The following is a 1,294-nucleotide window of genomic DNA, read 5'->3' as shown; positions in this document are numbered from 1 at the left end:
AAATGGTGGTTGCCAGAGGGATCACCACCAGCAACCCCGCCACGAAGTAGTTCTTCAGATGCTGTTTCCATTGAGAAACCATGGTGAGGTCGTTCCGTCAAGTCAACCGAGTGGATGCAGCGAACCCTTGCAAGTGGAGCTTGCAGATGGCAACCATGATACCTGCCTTCTGCATTGCCCTCATGGGGGGCAGCCGCAACTTGCTCGAAAAAGAAACCGGCCTGCCCAAAAGCGCAGAGCCCCAAACTTTCACGAGGCCGATAATGCTATCTTAGGTCGATATAAAATTTTGTAAAGGCAGGGATCCCGTCCCGAGGCGTTGTGGCCAAGCCCCTGGATGGTTTGCGTTTCTGCTGGGTGTTGCGTGGGAGGCCCTATGTCAGAGTCAGATTGGCTAGAGCATACCTGTCAGGTGGAGGTGCCTGTTCCCATTGAGCAGGTATGGGATTTGTGGGCCAACCTCACCCTCATGCCCCGTTGGATGAAGTGGATCCGCTCGGTGGAATTGCTGGATCAGGAGCTGTCCCGGTGGACACTGGATACCCGCGGCCTCACCTTCAGTTGGATCTCCCGCACCCACACGGTGGTGAAACACCAACACATCGGCTGGAGTTCGGTGGAGGGGCTGCCCAATCGGGGCGCGCTGCGCTTTTACGACCGCAAAGGCAGTACCATTGTGAAGCTGTCGGTGGCCTACAAGATCCCGGGGATCCTCGGCAAAATCTTGGATGGCCTGTTTGTGGGCAAAGTGGTGGAGAGCACCATCCAGGCAGATCTGGAGCGCTTCAAAGCCTATGCCCTAGAGCAGGCGGGGCCAGCCGCCGACAATGCCTTGGCCAGCTAGTCTCCGTTCGTCAGGCCCAAGTGTTTCGCCGACCTTCCCCATTGTCAACCCTCGCCACTGCAAAGGCCGCTTCATGTCAGATCCCTCTCCTGAGCCTGTCATTGCCCTCTCTCGTCAGCCGGTGGACAACCGCAACATTCGCTTCTCTCTGGAGCGGGGCGAGCTGGATCTGGATCAACTTCTCCTGCTGTTGAACCGCAATGCCTTTTGGGCGCAGAATCGCCAGCGGCAGGAGATGGAGCGGGCCGTTGCTCACAGCCATCCGGTGGTCAGCGCCTGGGATGGGGAGCGCCTGATTGGCTTTGGCCGCGCCACTTCCGATGGGGTTTACCGAGCCGTCCTCTGGGATATCGTGGTTGATCACGATTACCGACGTCAGGGCATTGGCCGCAAGTTGGTGGAAACCCTGATCAGCCATCCCCACCTGCAGTCGGTGGAGCGCATCTACCT

The 1,294-nt window shown here is 58.3% G+C and carries 2 protein-coding genes; both read left to right on the top strand.

Annotated features, from left to right (window positions below; genetic code table 11):
• Positions 1-376 precede the first annotated feature (376 nt).
• On the top strand, positions 377-844 hold the full coding sequence (locus NW846_RS10840) for an SRPBCC family protein (protein ID WP_414515966.1): 468 nt from the start codon (positions 377-379) through the stop codon (positions 842-844).
• Between the two features lie 73 nt (positions 845-917).
• Positions 918-1,294 (top strand): GNAT family N-acetyltransferase (locus tag NW846_RS10835; protein ID WP_414515964.1); only part of this gene is annotated, 377 nt, incomplete at its 3' end.

The sequence above is a fragment of the Synechococcus sp. W60.3 genome, from assembly GCF_047502615.1.
GTDB lineage: Bacteria > Cyanobacteriota > Cyanobacteriia > Thermostichales > Thermostichaceae > Thermostichus.
Note: the sequence above shows the minus strand (reverse complement) of the source record. Positions and strands in the feature narration are given on the sequence as shown.